We start from the raw sequence: 16,458 nt of genomic DNA, 5'->3' as shown, positions 1-16,458 counted from the left end.
CCGGATCAGATCAGATCGAAGCGATCGGCGTTCATCACCTTCGTCCAGGCCGCCACGAAGTCACGGACGAACTTCTCCTGCGTGTCGCCCTGACCATAGACCTCGGCGAGTGCCCGCAGCTGCGAGTTGGAGCCGAAGACGAGGTCGATACGCGTGCCGGTCCACTTGACTTCATTCGTATTGCGGTCGCGTCCCTCGAACACATATTTCGAGTCCGGGGAGGCCTTCCATGCCGTGCTCATGTCGAGCAGGTTGACGAAGAAATCGTTGGTGAGCGTTTCAGGGCGCTTGGTGAAGACGCCATGCTGGGATTGTCCGGCATTGGCGTTCAACACACGCAGGCCGCCGACCAGAACCGTCAATTCCGGCGCGGTCAGCGTCAACAGCTGTGCCTTGTCGATCAGCAACTCCTCGGGCGAAATGGTGTATTCGCCTTTCTGATAGTTGCGGAACCCGTCGGCGATCGGTTCCAGAACGGCAAAGGACTCCACGTCGGTCTGTTCCTGCGTGGTGTCGGTACGGCCCGGCGTGAAGGGAACCTCGATGTCGTGACCGGCATTCTTCGCCGCCTTTTCGACGGCTGCAGAACCAGCAAGGACGATCAGATCCGCGAGCGACACCTTCTTGCCGCTAGACTGGGCGTCGTTGAACGCCTTCTGGATGCCTTCAAGCGTTGCGAGCACGGTCGCCAGTTGCGCCGGCTGGTTGACCTCCCAATCCTTCTGCGGCGCAAGACGGATGCGTGCACCGTTTGCGCCACCGCGCTTGTCCGAGCCGCGGAAGGTTGACGCCGAAGCCCAGGCGGTGGAGACCAGCTGCGAGATCGGCAGTCCCGATGCGAGGATCTTGCCCTTGAGATCGGCGATATCCTTGGCGTCGATCAGGGGGTGGTCGACGGCGGGGATCGGGTCCTGCCAGATCAGTTCTTCTGAGGGAACTTCCGGGCCGAGATAGAGCACGCGCGGACCCATGTCGCGGTGGGTCAGCTTGAACCAGGCGCGGGCAAAGGCGTCGGCGAACTGATCCGGATTTTCGAAGAAGCGCCTGGAAATCTTCTCATAGGCGGGGTCGAAGCGCAGCGAAAGGTCCGTGGTCAGCATGGCCGGTGCGTGACGCTTGGACTGGTCGTGCGCGTCCGGCACGGTGCCGGCGCCGCCGGCATTCTTCGGCGTCCACTGGTGGGCGCCGGCCGGGCTCTTCGTCAGCTCCCAGTCGAAGCCGAAGAGATTTTCGAAAAAGTTGTTGCTCCATTTCGTCGGCGTCGTTGTCCAGATGACTTCCAGGCCGCTACTGATCGTGTCGCCGCCCTTGCCCGTTCCATAGCTGCTCTTCCAGCCGAAGCCCTGCTCCTCGATATCGCCCGCCTCGGGATCGGCGCTGACATGTGCGGCGTCGCCCGCGCCATGGGTCTTGCCGAAGGTATGACCGCCGGCGATGAGGGCGACGGTTTCCTCGTCGTTCATGGCCATGCGTGCGAAGGTCTCACGGATGTCACGGGCTGCGGCAAGCGGATCCGGGTTGCCGTTCGGGCCTTCCGGGTTGACGTAGATCAGGCCCATCTGCACGGCGGAGAGCGGCTTTTCGAGCTCGCGGTCGCCGGAGTAACGCTTGTCGCCAAGCCAGGTGTCCTCGGAGCCCCAATAAACGTCTTCCGCCGGCTCCCAGACATCGGCGCGGCCGCCGGCGAAGCCAAAGGTCTTGAAGCCCATCGATTCCAGTGCGACATTGCCCGTGAGGACGAGCAGGTCGGCCCAGGAGATCCGGTTGCCGTATTTCTGCTTGATCGGCCAGAGCAGGCGGCGGGCCTTGTCGAGGTTGACGTTATCAGGCCAGCTGTTGAGCGGCGCGAAACGCTGCTGACCGGCTCCGGCGCCCCCACGGCCATCGCCAGTGCGGTAGGTGCCGGCGCTGTGCCAGGCCATGCGGATGAAAAGCGGGCCGTAGTGGCCGAAGTCGGCCGGCCACCATTCCTGCGAATCGGTCATCAGCGCATGGAGGTCCTGCTTCAGGGCTTCCAGGTCGAGCTTCTTAAACTCCTCGGCATAGTTGAACGCCGTGCCCATGGGGTCGGACAGGGAGGAGTTCTGATGGAGAATCCTGAGGTTGAGCTGGTTCGGCCACCAGTCCCGGTTCGACCTGCCGCCGTGGGCCGTGTGCGTATGCACGACGGGACATTTGCCCGCGTTGTCGACTTTCGTATCCATATTTCTCTCCCTTGAGATTCCTTGAATTGAGCTGGTCTGAAAAAGACCGTCCTGAGGCGAACGTGCTTGGGGCGTCAGCGTTCTGGATAGTCCGGACATCGATGATCTGCGCACGGTCTGTCGCGACTGTATGAGCCGTATGTGACAGTGACGCATTCCACCTCTGCTTTCGAGACTATACCGAAGCGGCTTCATTAATTTAAGTTGGATTTTCTGATCGTCGCGATAAGGTGAGGTTATGACAAACTTGACACTGAAGCAGTTTCGCTATTTCGAGGCCCTGGCACGACAGGGACATTTCGGACGCGCGGCCGATATCTGCGCGATCTCCCAGCCCGCTCTGTCGATGCAAATCAAGGAGTTGGAGGAAACGCTCGGTACGGAGCTCTTCGAGAGAGGCGCGCGCCAGGTTCGGCTGACCAGCTTTGGAGAGGCGTTTGCACTGCGCGTGCGCGAAATCTTGCGCTCGGTCGACGAATTGGGGGATCTGGCGCGGGCCTCGCAGGACAGGCTGGTGGGACGGCTGCGGATAGGTATCATCCCGACGGTCGCACCCTATCTGTTGCCGGCGATCATCGGCAATCTCACCCGCCTGCATGACGGCCTTGAGATTCATGTGCGCGAGACGCTGACCTCGAAGCTGGTGCAGGAGCTGGCGGAGGGCCGGCTCGACACGGCGATTGTTGCCCTGCCGGTCTCCGAGCCTTCGCTGACCGAGGTTTCGCTGTTCTCGGAGAATTTCGTGCTGGTCCGGCCTGGCGAGGACGAGGGCAAGCCAGTACCCAATCGTGAAGCACTACGGGAGATGAGGCTGCTTCTGCTCGAGGAGGGGCATTGCTTTCGCGATCAGGCCTTGTCGTTCTGCAACATACAGTCGGCACTGCCGCGGGAATTGATGGACGGCAGCTCTTTGTCGACACTGGTCCAGATGGTCAGCGCCGGCATCGGCGTCACCTTGATCCCGGAAATGGCCGTTGGGGTGGAGACGCGCTCGGCGTCAGTGTCCGTTGCGCGTTTTCAGAACGTCCAGCCGTCGCGAACGATCGGCATGATCTGGCGCAAGACAAGCCCACTGGCCAAGCAGTTCCTGCAGATTTCCGAAGTCGTCCGGCAGTCGGCCGATGCGATGCGTGCGCAATACAGTCCGACATTATCGACCCGGGAGCCTGGGGTTGATGGTCTTAACGTAGGGATGGTGGAGGGCGGTGCGAATTGAGCGATCTTTACATCGAAGCAGCTGCCGGTAATATTTTCGATTTATCTAACTCTACTTATAGATGATAAGTATATATCATTACTAAGATACAAAATACGAAATGATATCCAAATTACGCAGAAAAATATGCACAATGATTGCGATCTTGTCCAGTTATAGCAAGAATCCATGAAAGATTAACTTTCGTGTGTCCGTGATACTCATCACTTTTTTGTAATTTTAGTGATGGTGGTTCTTGAAGCGGGATATTTTAAACAACCGATTCTTCGCTATATTGCGCGCCTTGGGAAGGAACCGCAGCGGCAATGTCGCGATCGTTGTTGCCCTCACCATGGTGCCGATGTTGCTCGCGGTCGGTGCCAGCTTTGACTATATCCGCGCCTACAATGTCCGCCAGAGTATGCAGAGCGATCTCGACGCGGCGCTGATTGCCGCAGTCAAGAATGTCGACGCTGGTGATGCGGCCGCCCTCAAGCAGAAGGTTTCCGACTGGTTCCATGCGCAGACGGAAAGCAGCTATTCTCTCGGCGATATCGAAATCGATACGACCAACCATCGCATAACGGCGACGGCGAGCGGGACTGTTCCCACGACCCTGATGAAGATCGCCAATATCAATACCGTCCCCGTCAGCGTCGCCAGCGCCGTCAAGGGACCGGCATCATCCTACCTCAACGTCTATATCGTGATCGACAAATCCCCATCGATGCTCCTAGCAGCGACGACCGCGGGTCAACAGGCCATGTATAAGGCCATCGGATGTCAGTTCGCCTGCCATGACGGCGATAAGCAAACTGTCGCAGGTGCGGAATACGCCAACAATTATGCTTATAGTTCTGAAAAGAAAATCAAGCTGCGCGCAGATGTTGCCGTGGATGCTGTTCATGAAGTGATCAACATGATCAGTGCCTCCGACACCAATCATGAGCGAATCAGGGTTGGGCTGTATAGTCTGGGCGATACGATTACGGAAGTTTTGGCGCCAACCTTGGACACCACTGCCGCTGGTAATCGCGTGGATTCGGACCTTACAAGCGCAACGTCGACGACCTATACCTATTTTGATGTCTCTCTGGCTGCCTTGAAGAATAAAGTCGGAACGGGCGGGGACGGTTCCTCTTCGGCTACGCCACTCAAATTGGTGCTCCTGTTGACCGATGGCGTCCAATCACGGCGCGAATGGGTAACCAGTGGCGCGAAAACTCAGCCGAAGGTGGCGCCGCTCAATCCGGCCTGGTGCGATTACATCAAAAAACAGTCTGCCACCATGGCGGTTCTCTATACCGAATATCTGCCGATCACCACGGATTGGGGCTACAACGCAACCGTCGGCTCGACCATGGCGAGCGCCAACTGGAAAAGCACCTGGGGCGGCACGATGGAAAGCGGCGTGCCAACCAGCATCTCAAGACGCGACTACATCCCCTATGCGTTGTCCGACTGCGCTTCCTCGAAAAGCCTGTTCATGTCTGCCTCCTCTGCGACGGACATTACGAACGGCTTGTCGGCACTCTTCACGCAATATCTTGCCTCCGTTCGGCTGACCCAATGATGCGTGCTGGGCCATTTGCATCGTTCCGCCGCCTCCTCGCTGACCGGAAAGGCGTGGCCGCGATCGAGTTTGCGCTCCTGGCCCTGCCGCTGTTCATGCTGATCTTCGCGATCATCGAGATATCGGTGATGTTTTTCGTGAATTCAGCAATGGACGCATCGGTTCAAAAGATTTCCCGAATGATCCGCACCGGAGAGGTTGCTTCCTCTAAGATCACCCAAGCCGCCTTCAAGGCCAAAATCTGCGACGATATGCTTCTAGCGTTCAGTTGTTCCAGCAATCTCCTTGTCAAGGTTGACGTTCTCTCGGCTCTGTCGTCCGCCACCAGTGCCAATCCCATCAATGCCAGCGGTAATCTTGCCGTGACCGAGACCTATAATATTGGCAAGGGCAGCGACTACATTCTGGTTCAGGCGTTTTTGCCATGGGATGCCGTCGTCAACTTCTTCACCTTCTCGAGCAACAAGATGGCCGACGGTCGTTATTTGCTGGGATCCTCCGTTCTGTTCCGCAACGAGCCCTTTTGATGATGAAACGGAGCTTGCCCATCCACCGGTTTGCCGCGTTCTGCCTTCGCCGTCTGGCGCGTGACCGGTCCGGCACTTCGGGTGTGGAATTCGCAATCGTCCTGCCGATCCTGCTGCTCTTGCTTGTGGGAACCGTCGATCTCGGCCATGCGCTCACCGTCAGCCGGAAGATCGATGAGATCGCCTCCACCACGGGGGACATGATTTCCCAGCAAGGCGCCTGGACGAAGTCCGACGTCGCCAATATTCTTTCCGGTGCCAGCTTTATCCTGCAGCCCTATGACACCACAGGGCTCACGATCACGATTGCAGTGGATGATATCAGCAAAAGCGGCAACGCCACGGTCAACTGGTCTGCCGCGCTCAATACATCTGCCTTGACCTATGGGGCGGCAACGCCGATCGACGTCCCCTCCCAGATCAAGGAAGCGGGCGTGCAAGTCGTCCTAACCCGGGTGCAATACACCTTGACGACGCCGGTCTCGGCGTTGTTTGCAAGCTTTACCGGAACGAACGGCTATAGTTTCGACCGCCACTTCTTCAATCGGCCCAGGGCCGGGAACACGATCACCTATAAATAGCTAAAGTTCTTTCGTCGCAGCTTCAGCCCGCTTCGGCACCCTCGGCGCGGATCCATTGGCGAAATTCTGCGACGGCGGCTTTCTCGGAAAAATCCGGGCTGGTCAGGATGTGGTAGCTCTCGCCACTTTGTATCTCGATATTGAAAGGGCGGATCAAACGTCCGCTCTTGAGGTCGTTTTCGACAAGCATGTGGTTGGCGAGCGCAATACCCTGGCCTTGCACCGCTGCATCCAGCAACAGACCGGCATCGTTGAAATAGAGCGTCTCATCGAAATTGACGCTGGCGACGCCGGCGGTCGCGAACCATGTGGCCCAGAGGCTGGAATTCATGTTCTGCAGCAGGGTATGGTGGGCAAGATCGCCGGGGTTGACGATCGGAGGCCCCTCGCGCAGGACGGAGGGGCTGCAGACCGGGAACAGCTTGTCGGGGCCGAGACGCTCCACTCTTGCTCCCTGCCAGTCGCCGCGACCCCAGCGAATGGCGATGTCGATATCCTGGCGGTCGAAATTCACCGTGTCGTTGGAGGCGAGCAGCGTTACCTTGATCTGCGGATTGAGCTGCATGAAACGCTTCAGGCGCGGTACCAGCCAGCGCGAGGCGATTGCCGGCGGCGCGTTGATGCACAGCACCGTGGGCGCCATGGGGTCGACGATGCGCTCGCAGGCCCGGGCCAGCAGGGCAAGCGATTCATGCACGGCGCTTGCAAGCTGGGTGCCCTCGCGCGTCAGCTCGACCCGGCGTGGCAGGCGGCGAAACAGCCGCACATCCAGTAGATCCTCGATCTGGCGGATCTGCTGGCTGACCGCGGATTGGGTTACGCAAAGCTCGTCGGCGGCAGCCGTGAAGCTGCCGTGACGCGCGGCCGCCTCGAAGACGCGAAACAGGTTGAGCGGCGGCAGTCGATTCATGCGGCGCCCTGAGCCTCCGGATGGCTGGCAGTCCTGCGGTGCGGTCGGCACCGCCTCATTCGTGGCGATCTCGATCGCCTCTCCCAGCAACTTGGTTCCGAAGGGGCGTTCGTTCATGCGGCATCCCTTAACGTCGTATTGCGCAGTTCCACGAGGCCCTCGAGCTGGGGGATGACATCGCAGCCGAAACGCTCGATCGAGGCGAGCGTTTCCCGCCGCCCGATGCCGGCAAAGCCCATGAAGCAGGAAAGATGCGTCGGCTTGAGGGCCTCGATTTCCCCGGCAAGTTTTTCCGCGCAATAGCTTGCTGGCCCGATAACGGCATTATCGAGGAAATCGTCGAGCGGCGGCTCGTCGTTAAGCGGCATCAAGCGCAGGAACGGGCCGTCACGCGTGGGGTCGGCCGTCGAAAGCGGCACGGCCGCGCGGGCGAGGTCGCGTACGCACTGCGCCGCATGGCGCGCATCGTCGCGGTCCTCGGTGACGTAGACATAGCGCTGTACGGCGAGCGGCATCGTGTCCGGATTGCCGCCGGCGTCGGCCCAACTTGTAGCAATCCTGTCCTTGAAGCTGCGCGCCGCGCTCAGGCCGCGATGGCCGAAGCTCATGAACGGCGTGTGATTGCCTTTGACCATGCGCGCGATCGGATCGGGGTGGCTGGTGGCGACAAAGACATCCGGCATGGCGAGGCCGAAGGGGCGCATGGAGAGTTCGGTACGCGGGATCGAAAAGTGCCTGCCGCTGAATTCGACGACACCGGCTGTCAACCCCTGTTCGAGGATCGTCCAGGCTTCGAGCATGATCGAATGCCGCTCTTCCGGCTGCACGCGAAACCGCTCGAATTCGTGCGGCTGGTAGCCGCAACCCAACCCGAGCACGAGCCGGCCATGCGTCAGAAGATCGGTGAAGGCCGCCTCCTGCACCAGGCGCAGCGGATCGTAGAAAGGCAGCGCGAGCACGGCGGGCGCCAGCCGGATCTGCTTGGTCTCGGCGGCGCAATGGGCAACCATGAGCATGGAGGAGGGGCAGATCGAATGATTGGTGAAATGGTGCTCGGCAAACCATGCGACATCGAAGCCGAAATCCTCGGCCATCTTCACCGCGTCGACCGTCGTTTTCAGCACGGAGGCCGGCGACGTGTTCCTGTCGTAAAGCCCCATCAGGTTAAAGAGGCCGAGCTTGACCATATTTGTCTCTTTCCCTAGTCCCGGCCTGCGTCATGGCGCGGACGGCATTTGATTTTCTCCGGCATTCGCCAAGTAGCCTAAATGATAGGCATGGATCGTTCGGCCCACAAATTAGCTTATCTAATGTGCACGACAGTACAGCTTCAGTCAGCCCTGTCATAGCGTCTGCGCTTATCGGGTCATGAGAAGAGATCGTTTGCCGATTGTCCAAAGACCGGAGACAGTCCCGCATCGACATTCGAAACCGGCAAGGTGAGGCCGGCCAAGCGGGGTATCATGAAGAACCAGACCATGATTGTAACGGGTGGTGGCAGCGGGCTCGGTAAGGCCGTTTCGCTCGGGCTTGCGGCGGAAGGCGTGCGTGTCGCGATCATCGACATCGATCCGAAGGCTGCCGACGCGGTGGTTGCCGAAATCGAATCTTCCGGCGGCGCGGCATTCGCCATCATCGGCGACATCACCACCCGCGCCAGCGCCGCCGCACTCGTCGGCGATGTCGTCGCCAGAGCGGGTCGCGTTCATGGCCTGTGCAATTGCGCCGGCGTCTACCCAAGACGGCCGATCCTCGACATCAGCGATGAGGATTGGGATTTCAGCTTCTCGGTCAATGTGCGTGGCCTCTACGCCGTATCCGTCGCCGTTATCGCGCATATGAAGGAAAATGGCGGCGGGCGCATCGTCAATGTCGCCTCCATCGACGCCCTCAAATCTCATCCGAAGAACGCCCACTACGCGGCGATGAAGGCGGCGGTGGTCAGCCTGACCAAGAGCCTCGGCGAGGCCTGCGCGCCGGACAATATCCTCATCAACGGCGTGGCACCCGCCGGCATTGCGACGGAAAAGGCGCGCGCGGCGGGCTTTCTGCCGGAGCTTGCGGCCCAGACCGCCATCGGCCGCGCCGCCGAGCCTGAAGATGTCGCCGATGTCATCGTTTTCCTCCTGTCGGAGAAGAACAGGTACATGGTCGGCGAAACCGTCGCCATCAGCGGCGGCTACTTCATCGCCTGATCCGTTTCCCCAATCAAAGCAGGGCACTTAACATGCATTTCGGCATTTTCAACCTTATGAGCCTGCGCGACAATCCGGGCGGGATCGGCGGTATCATCGAGGACACGCGCACCATGGTCAGGCTTGCCGAGGATATCGGCTTCGAGATCGCCTGGTTCGCGGAGCATCATTTCACCAATTATTCGATCAGTGTTTCGCCGCTGATGGTCGCCGCGCATATGGCGGGGATCACCAGCCGCATCAAGCTCGGCGCCGGCGTCGTCGTGCTGCCGCTCTATCATCCGATGCGCGTGGCGCAGGAGATCGCGCTTCTCGACCAGTTGAGCGGCGGCCGGGCCGTTCTCGGCGTCGGGACCGGTTACCAAGCCTATGAATTCGAGCGCTATGGCGCCGCGGTGACGGAAAAGACCGATATCTTCCTCGAATACTGGAGCATCGTCGAGCAGGCCCTGACGGAAGGGCGCGCGGCGCTGAAGGGCCGCTACGTCGATGTGCCGGAAGCCGTCTTCACGGTGCGGCCCCAGCAGAAGCCGATGCCGCCGGTCTATTGCACCTCGCCGCATCCGCCGATCCTGAAGGCGCTCGCGAAATGGGGCGGGATCCCGTTCGTCACCGCCGGCTGGCGCGGATCGCAGGCGCTTCCCGGCATTACCGAGAAAGTGCGCGACGCCTGGGTGGCCGGCGGCCTGGATGGCAGGTCCATGCCGGTTGCGCTGCAACAATACGTCCATGTGACCGACAGCAAGGAAGAGGCGCTGGAGGCGGCTGAACGCGCCCGCTGGGTGGGAAGGCTGGTGCACGGATTGCGCAGCAACGTGCTGACGTTAGACGGCTCGCATGTGGTCGCCGCACCCTTTCCGGACGAGCCGCCGCTTGAGGTCTTCCGCGACAATCTCCTGATCGGCGACGCCCATTATGTCGCCGAAAGGCTGATTGCTGAAATCAGGACGTTCTGGCCCAGCCACTACAATTGCTTCTTCCAGTTCGGCGACATGCCGGTCGCCCGCTCGCGCCGCTCGCTGGAGCGCTTCGGTGCCGAAGTGCTGCCGCTGGTCGAGAAGGAGCTGGGTCCGCTCGACAGGATCGGCCGATAGAAGCCGTCTAGAGATCGCGTAGGGAAGGAAGACACCTCGGAAGGACAGACAGGGAATTTCAGCAGATGACGTGAACGCAACGACGCTCACGGGGACAATCGAACCAGAGGGAAACGACATGTTGAAAGAATTCGCAGCAGCGGTGTCGCTTACGACATTGCTCATGACGACCATTGTATCTTCATCTTCCGCCGAAACGCTGGGTCCCGTGACCGACGATATCGGCGTCGTGAAAATCGCCAAGGGAGATCCCATCCTGATCGGCGGCTACACGTCGCAATCGGGCGGCGACACCAACCAGGGTATCGACGAATTGCGCGGGGCGGAAATCGCCATCGCGGATCAGGGTGGCAAGGTGCTGGATTTCCCGGTGAAGCTTCTCGGCGAGGATGCCCAATGCACCGCCGAGGGCGGGCAGACCGCCGCCACCAAGCTTGCCGGTAACAAGCAGATCGTCGCCGTTGTTGGTCCGACCTGCTCGAGCGGTGCGCGGGCCGGCCTTCCGATCCTCGCCAATGCCGGGATCCCGAGCGTCGGCATCGGCGCCACGGCTCCGGCATTGACCGCGGCGGATCGCCCGGCCGAATTCAAGGGCTTCCTGCGTGTCGTGCCGAACGACCTTCTGAGCGCCTCCTTCACGGTCGACTACGCCGTCTCGAAGCTCGGTCTGAAGACGGTCGCCACGATCCATGACGGCAGTCCCTATACCGAGCAGCTGGTGAGGGCTTTCGAGAAGGATTTCACTGCCAAGGGCGGAACCGTCGTCGCCAGCGAAGCGATCTCCCCGACCGATACCGACATGCGTCCGGTGTTGACGCGCATCTCCACCAAGAAGCCGGACCTGATCTTTACGCCCGTCTTTACCTCCAGCATCGGATTCATTCTGCGCCAGCTTCCGGAAGTGCCGGATCTTGCCAAGACGACGGTGATCGGTGGCGAAGGCGTGTTCAGTGCCAATGTCATCGAGGCGGCGGGCAAGGATATTGTCGGCTTTCGCCTCGTGGGTCCGTCGACCGAACTCTTCTCGGAACGGTTTCCGGTCTTCGTGAAGAAGTTCAAGGATGAGTACGGCGAAGCGCCCACCGGCGGTTTCAGCGCCTATGGTTATGACGCCACGCTGCTGACGCTGGACGCGATCAAGACGGCGGCGAAGACCGATGCCGAGGGCAATCTCTACATCGGCCGCAAGGCGCTGCTCGACACCATGATGGCCTCGAAGAGCGTGCCTGGGCTGACCGGTATGCTCTCATGCAATGCCTATGGCGATTGCAGCGCCGCAACCTATGCCGTGTGGCAATTCGTCAGCGACGATGCCTCGTCCTTCGCGCCCGGCGAAAATCCCAAGCGGATCTACCCATGAACGCGCGCGCCGTCTCCGTGACGATTAGCGACGGGATATCGGAATGGCTGCGCAGATCGATTTGGGTCGATCATCTCATGCTTGCCATCCGTATCGCCGTGGCGGTGGTCGTCTTGGTGGGTCTTGCCGGCGGAGTGACCGCCGGCACCTACTCTCTCACCAATTTCGTCTCCTTCGTGGTCTTCGGGCTGACGATCGGCAGCGTCTATGCCCTGATCGCGCTCGGCTACACCATGGTCTACGGGATATTGAGGATGATCAACTTCGCGCATGGCGACGTGATGATGATCGGCTCCTTTGCCGGCCTGTTCGCGGCGCTGGCACTTGCGGATGCCGGCCTGACCAGTGCCGCGCCGCTTTTGGCACTGCCCATCGTGCTGGCGGTTGCCATGGGAACCGGGGCGGCGGTGTCCATGACCATCGAGCGCATTGCCTATCGGCCGTTTCTGCATGTCCGCTCGCTTGCGCCGCTGATCTGCGCGATCGGCCTATCCTTCGTGCTGCAATATGGCGCTCGCGGGTTGTTCGGCACCCGCAACCGCGCCTATCCGTCCTTTGGCTGGATGGAGGGAACGGTCAACCTTGCCGGCCTCGTCATCCCCATTCCGCAGATCGTCGCTTTTGTCTTCGCGGCGATCGCGCTCGCCGGCCTGGCAGCCGTGGTTCGCCTCACTCCTCTCGGCAAGGCGATGCGTGCGGTTTCCGAAGATCGTGACGCGGCCGCCCTGGTCGGGATCGATGTTTCCCGCACCATCGTCTTCACCTTTGCGATCGGCGGTGCGATGGCCGGCGTTGCCGGCGTTCTCTATGCGCTGGTCTTCAAGCAGATCACCGTCTTCATCGGCTTTTCGCTCGGCATCAAAGGCTTTGCGGCGGCGATCCTCGGCGGTATCGGCAATCTTGGCGGCGCGATGCTCGGCGGTCTGGTTCTCGGGCTTGCCGAGGCGCTCGGGCCGGCCCTCCTGCTGGAAGGATATGGCCTGCCCGCGCCCTACCAGCTCAAGGATGTGATCGGCTACGGCATGCTGGTGCTCATTCTCATCTTCAGGCCGCAGGGCCTGCTTGGCGAGCGGCTTGCCGCGAAGAGGGCTTGAGCCATGTCCTTCAACGTCGTCACTTCATCCTACAGGCTTGTGCGCAAGCGCCGGAGTGCGGTGCGCGAAGCCTTGCGCATTGGCGTGCTCGCCGGTCTTTCGGCCGTGGCCTTCGCGCTGATCGGCGCCTATGTCCTCATGGACAAGCGCTTCATTGTCGAGGACACGCTCACCCTCTCGCAGATCGTGCTCGCGGTCACCGCATGCGTCGCCGGCTATTGTGGTGCGAAGGCCGTAGACGAGATCGGCCTGTCCAAAGCGCCGGTATTTGCCTGGGGCGCCGCCGCCGGTCTCATCGCCGCCATCTGCCTCATTCTCATGCTGGTCGTGGTCGCGACGACCAGTATCCGCACGATCCTCGTGGCTGCCAGTCCGATGTTGTTGAATGCCATGAGCTTCGGTTTCGCTAGAGCATCATGGCAGTCCTTCGCGGTCATTCTCGCGGGCTCTCTGGTCTTCGCCCTTGCCGGAGCAGGACTAGCTCAGATGCGTAGAAACCTGCGCCGCGCGATCCTGACGGGCCTTGCAACGGCGCTGATCGCTGGATTGTTTCGCGATGTTCTCGTTGCCACGATACAAAATCTTCCAGGCGGCGCCTCGCTCGCGCGCGCGGCATTCGGATCCATGGGGCTCAATCCGCTGGCCTGTGGCATCCTCATCGCCGCCGCCGCGCTGATGTCCTACATGAGGTCCTTGCGGCCAGCGTCTCCGCGCAACGGACAATCGCGGCTTGGGCTTGCGGCACTCCTGGTCGCGGTTCTGCTGCTGCCGATGATCACCAGCGATTTCGTGGCCCAGATCGCCATGCTGGTCGCGCTTTACATGCTGATGGGCATGGGGCTCAACATCGAACTCGGGCTTGCCGGCCTTGTCGATCTCGGCTTCGTCGCCTTCTTTGCGGTCGGTGCCTATACGATCGCTTTGCTCTGCTCTGACGGACCGCTGGCGATCGCCGACATCTCCTTCTGGCTGGCCATGCCGATTGCCATCGGCTTGGCCGCCACGGCTGGCTTTCTCTTCGGTCTGCCGGTACTGCGTGTGCGCGGCGATTATCTCGCCATGGCCACGCTCGGCCTCGGCGAAATCGTTCGGGTTCTTGTCCTCTCCGACGCACTGGCGCCGATCCTTGGCGGCTCACAAGGCATGATCGGCATCAAGCGGCCCATGCTTGGCGATATCGTACTGAACCAACCCGCCGAGCTCTATTATCTGGCGCTGGCGCTGGCCGCCGTGGTCGCCTTCATCTCCTGGCGGCTTCAACGCTCGCGCATCGGCAGGGCCTGGCTTGCCATACGCGAGGATGAGGATGTCGCGCAGGCGCTTGGGATCGATCCGGTCGCTTCGAAGCTGGTCGCCTATACGGTAGGGGCCGCTTTTGCAGGAGCAGCCGGCGCCGTCTTCGCGGTGTTGATCGGTTCGGTCTTCCCGTCTTCGTTCCAGCTCCTGGTGTCGATCAATGTGCTGGCGATCCTCGTCATCGGCGGGCTCGGCAGTCTGCCCGGCGTTCTGGTGGGGGCGGCCGTCTTGATCGGCCTGCCGGAGTTGCTGCGCGAGTTCGGCGAGTTCCGCTATCTCTTCTACGGCCTGGCGCTCGTCGTGATGATGCATGTCCGTGCCGAGGGACTGTGGCCGGTCAAGGTCGCTTCCGCCGGAAAGGGGCCCGCCCATGGCTGACGTCCACAAGCTTCTCGAAGTTGATGGCCTCTATAAAAGCTTTGGCGGCCTGCACGCGGTCAACAATGTTCATCTGAGCATTGCCGCCGGCAGCATTCATGCCATCATCGGGCCGAACGGCGCAGGAAAGACCTCGTTGTTCAATTGCATAACCGCTTTCGTCAAACCCACCGCCGGGACCATCCATCTCGCCGGCGAGCGGATCGATGGCCTTCCCGCCCATCGCGTGGCGCGATACGGCATTGCCCGCACCTATCAGAACGTCCGGCTGTTTCCGGATATGACGGCGGTGGACAATGTTCTGGTTGGGCTGCATCGCCGGCTGTCGTGCCCGATATGGCAGGCCGTTGTCGGTACGCCCCGGTATCGCAGGGAGGAGCGCGAGGCGAGGGAGAAGGCGCACGAAATCCTCTCCTTCGCGGGCATTGAAAACCGGGCGAACGAGCTTGCCCGGCATCTTTCCTATGGCGACCAGCGGCGGCTGGAAATTGCCCGGGCCATCGTTGCCGATCCACGGCTTCTGATGCTCGACGAGCCGGCGGCGGGCATGAACCCGGCGGAAGGGGTGGCCCTCGTGGAGCTTATTGAACGGATCCGAAACCGGCTCGGTATCACCGTTATCCTGATCGAGCATCACATGAAGGTGGTGATGGCGGTTGCCGAGCGCATCACCGTCATCGATCGCGGCACAGTCCTGACGGAAGGGACGCCATCGGAAATCCAGGCCGACGAGCGGGTGATATCAGCCTATCTCGGCAGTCGTCGCGTCCGGGCACCGCAAGCGGGCAGGAAGGTGGCCGTCGAATGAAATCCCTCGAAGTCAGAAACCTGACAGTCGCCTATGGTGAAATCGCTGCGGTGCGCCACGCGAATTTCCAGGTCGCGGCCGGCACCATCGTCGGCGCGAACGGCGCCGGCAAGACCACGATCCTCAATGCGCTTTGCGGTTTGCGGGACGTGCGATCCGGCGCCGTGCTCCTCGACGGGGAGGACATCACGGCACTCCCGCCACATTTGCGGGTGCGCGAAGGTCTCGCGCAGGTCCCGGAAGGGCGCCGCCTGTTTGGGCGCATGACGGTGTTTGAAAATCTCGAGATCGGCGGCTTCGCGCGCAAGGACAAGACGGGGCGCAAGCAGGATCTGGACGAAATAATGGAACTCTTCCCGCGCCTTGCCGAGCGGCGGCGCCAGCTTGCCGGCACGTTGTCGGGCGGCGAGCAGCAGATGGTTGCGATGGGACGCGCCATGATGACCAAGCCCGGCGTGCTGCTGCTGGACGAGCCGACGATGGGTCTTGCGCCGCAGATCGTCGATACCGTTCTGGACGCGGTACAAAGCATCAATCGACAGGGTGTGACGGTGCTGCTGGTGGAGCAGAACGCTTACCGCGCGCTCGAGATCGCCGATCATGCTTTCGTGCTGGATACCGGTGAGGTCACGCTTTCCGGCTCGGGTGAGGAGCTGCTCAACCATCCCCGCGTTCGCAGCGCCTATTTGGGAGAGGAGAAATGAACATGTCATTCGGATCGGCGGCAAATACCTGTATCGACCCGCCCGTGGCCGCGGACGATTTTCGTGCCGCCATGCGCGAATTCGCCGCCGGCGTTACCGTCGTCACCACGCTTTCGAAGGACGGAAAGCGTGGTTTGACGGCAACCGCCGTCTGTTCGCTTTCCGCCGAACCCTCGACGCTGCTTGCCTGCATCAATCGCAGTTCCGACGGGTACAAGGCGATCTGCGAGAGCGGCTTCTTCTGCGTCAACGTGCTTGCTGCCGAACAGAGTGAAGTCGCCAGCCGCTTTGCCGGACGCGACGGCATTCGTGGCGAAAAACGCTTCGATCTCGGCGATTGGGAGAACATGCGAACCGGCGCGCCGGCGCTTGCCGATGCGCTTGCGGTGTTTGATTGCCGCACGGCTGGAACCCTCGATTGGGGAAGCCACACCATTTTCATCGGCTCGGTGGTTGCCGCCCGCGTGCAGCCCGGCCGCCCCGGACTGGTCTATCGTGCCGGCAGTTTTTACGGCGCATGATCAATTGAATTGAATAGG

General features: G+C 61.1%; 15 protein-coding genes. 12 read left to right on the top strand and 3 right to left on the bottom strand.

The features are described 5' to 3' along the window. Positions 1-5: 5 nt before the first annotated feature. Positions 6-2,204, bottom strand: coding sequence for a catalase/peroxidase HPI (katG, locus tag AC1RO0_RS11485; RefSeq protein WP_498593011.1), 2,199 nt, complete (start codon positions 2,202-2,204; stop codon positions 6-8). A 238-nt stretch (positions 2,205-2,442) separates the two neighbouring features. Here katG and AC1RO0_RS11480 point away from each other — a divergent pair, with 238 nt between their 5' ends. The 4 genes from AC1RO0_RS11480 (at position 2,443) to AC1RO0_RS11465 (ending at position 6,080) form a co-directional block, all read left to right on the top strand. Beyond that, the gene (locus tag AC1RO0_RS11480; RefSeq protein ID WP_498593010.1) at positions 2,443-3,420 is read left to right on the top strand and encodes a hydrogen peroxide-inducible genes activator; all 978 of its coding nucleotides are present in this window, start codon (positions 2,443-2,445) and stop codon (positions 3,418-3,420) included. Positions 3,421-3,655: 235 nt separating this feature from the next. Continuing rightward, positions 3,656-4,972 carry a TadE/TadG family type IV pilus assembly protein gene (locus AC1RO0_RS11475; protein ID WP_498593009.1) on the top strand — a complete coding sequence of 439 codons (1,317 nt, stop codon included), beginning with the start codon at positions 3,656-3,658 and terminating at the stop codon, positions 4,970-4,972. Beyond that, a complete protein-coding gene (locus tag AC1RO0_RS11470) occupies positions 4,969-5,499 on the top strand; it encodes a TadE/TadG family type IV pilus assembly protein (RefSeq protein WP_498593008.1) in 531 nt (176 codons plus the stop codon). Before AC1RO0_RS11475 ends, AC1RO0_RS11470 begins: the two co-directional genes overlap by 4 nt. Continuing rightward, on the top strand, positions 5,499-6,080 hold the full coding sequence (locus AC1RO0_RS11465; RefSeq protein ID WP_498593007.1) for a TadE/TadG family type IV pilus assembly protein: 582 nt from the start codon (positions 5,499-5,501) through the stop codon (positions 6,078-6,080). The genes AC1RO0_RS11470 and AC1RO0_RS11465 overlap by 1 nt, the downstream gene beginning before the upstream one ends. Before the next feature lie 22 nt (positions 6,081-6,102). Here AC1RO0_RS11465 and gcvA read toward each other — a convergent pair whose 3' ends face one another. After that, entirely contained in the window at positions 6,103-7,107 is a 1,005-nt protein-coding gene (gene gcvA / locus AC1RO0_RS11460) for a transcriptional regulator GcvA (RefSeq protein ID WP_498593006.1), read from the bottom strand. Then, positions 7,104-8,177 carry an LLM class flavin-dependent oxidoreductase gene (locus tag AC1RO0_RS11455; protein ID WP_498593005.1) on the bottom strand — a complete coding sequence of 358 codons (1,074 nt, stop codon included), beginning with the start codon at positions 8,175-8,177 and terminating at the stop codon, positions 7,104-7,106. Before AC1RO0_RS11455 ends, gcvA begins: the two co-directional genes overlap by 4 nt. 276 nt (positions 8,178-8,453) lie before the next feature. On the opposite strand from AC1RO0_RS11455, the gene AC1RO0_RS11450 reads away from it, so the two are divergent. The 8 genes from AC1RO0_RS11450 (at position 8,454) to AC1RO0_RS11415 (ending at position 16,440) form a co-directional block, all read left to right on the top strand. Then, positions 8,454-9,185: an SDR family NAD(P)-dependent oxidoreductase gene (locus tag AC1RO0_RS11450; RefSeq protein ID WP_498593004.1), complete on the top strand. Its 732-nt coding sequence runs from the start codon at positions 8,454-8,456 to the stop codon at positions 9,183-9,185. Between the two features lie 32 nt (positions 9,186-9,217). After that, positions 9,218-10,279 (top strand): LLM class flavin-dependent oxidoreductase, encoded by a 1,062-nt coding sequence (locus AC1RO0_RS11445; protein ID WP_498593003.1) that lies wholly within the window; start codon positions 9,218-9,220, stop codon positions 10,277-10,279. 118 nt (positions 10,280-10,397) lie between these two features. Then, positions 10,398-11,639 (top strand): branched-chain amino acid ABC transporter substrate-binding protein, encoded by a 1,242-nt coding sequence (locus AC1RO0_RS11440; protein WP_498593002.1) that lies wholly within the window; start codon positions 10,398-10,400, stop codon positions 11,637-11,639. Beyond that, complete coding sequence (locus AC1RO0_RS11435; RefSeq protein ID WP_007691559.1) at positions 11,636-12,733, top strand: branched-chain amino acid ABC transporter permease; 1,098 nt, start codon at positions 11,636-11,638, stop codon at positions 12,731-12,733. Before AC1RO0_RS11440 ends, AC1RO0_RS11435 begins: the two co-directional genes overlap by 4 nt. 3 nt (positions 12,734-12,736) lie before the next feature. Next, complete coding sequence (locus tag AC1RO0_RS11430; protein ID WP_498593001.1) at positions 12,737-14,407, top strand: branched-chain amino acid ABC transporter permease; 1,671 nt, start codon at positions 12,737-12,739, stop codon at positions 14,405-14,407. After that, a complete protein-coding gene (locus AC1RO0_RS11425; RefSeq protein WP_498593000.1) occupies positions 14,400-15,215 on the top strand; it encodes an ABC transporter ATP-binding protein in 816 nt (271 codons plus the stop codon). Before AC1RO0_RS11430 ends, AC1RO0_RS11425 begins: the two co-directional genes overlap by 8 nt. Then, the gene (locus AC1RO0_RS11420) at positions 15,212-15,919 is read left to right on the top strand and encodes an ABC transporter ATP-binding protein (protein ID WP_498592999.1); all 708 of its coding nucleotides are present in this window, start codon (positions 15,212-15,214) and stop codon (positions 15,917-15,919) included. Before AC1RO0_RS11425 ends, AC1RO0_RS11420 begins: the two co-directional genes overlap by 4 nt. After that, positions 15,916-16,440, top strand: a complete 525-nt coding sequence (locus AC1RO0_RS11415; protein ID WP_498592998.1) for a flavin reductase family protein — start codon at positions 15,916-15,918, stop codon at positions 16,438-16,440. Before AC1RO0_RS11420 ends, AC1RO0_RS11415 begins: the two co-directional genes overlap by 4 nt. Positions 16,441-16,458 lie beyond the last annotated feature (18 nt).

The sequence above is a fragment of the Rhizobium sp. GW821-FHT14E12 genome (assembly GCF_058803745.1).
The sequence above is the reverse complement of the archived record's forward strand: the minus strand, read 5'-3'. Positions and strand labels throughout refer to the sequence as shown.